Origin of the sequence: Roseivirga spongicola (assembly GCF_001592965.1) — a bacterium.
In the GTDB taxonomy this organism is placed as follows: domain Bacteria; phylum Bacteroidota; class Bacteroidia; order Cytophagales; family Cyclobacteriaceae; genus Roseivirga; species Roseivirga spongicola.
This window is the reverse complement of sequence record NZ_LRPC01000021.1, coordinates 1-302: the sequence shown is the minus strand read 5'-3', so window position 1 is coordinate 302 and position 302 is coordinate 1. Positions and strand designations below refer to the sequence as shown.

Below are 302 nucleotides of genomic sequence, written 5' to 3'. Positions count from 1 at the left end.
GTGCTGAACTGTGGTTCTACGGGTATTTCAATGCCTCAGCCTGTTCCTGGAATGGGCGATGAAGAGGTAGCATTTGAAGCCAACTGTACTTCTGATAACTGTACCATTGTTTCTTATTCTTTGTCTAAAACATCTTTCACTTGTAATGATGCAGGACAAAACGTAGTAACAGTCACTGTTACTGATCAAAGTGGAAACGCAACTACCGCTACAGCAATTGTTACCGTTGTAGACAACACACTGCCTACGGCAAGAACTAAAACAGCTAATATCTACTTAGATGCCAATGGCAATGCTACCCT

At 42.1% G+C, this 302-nt stretch carries 1 pseudogene; it reads left to right on the top strand.

What is annotated here, in order from left to right:
- A pseudogene (locus AWW68_RS10995) lies at positions 1 to 302 on the top strand (hypothetical protein); the annotation flags it as partial.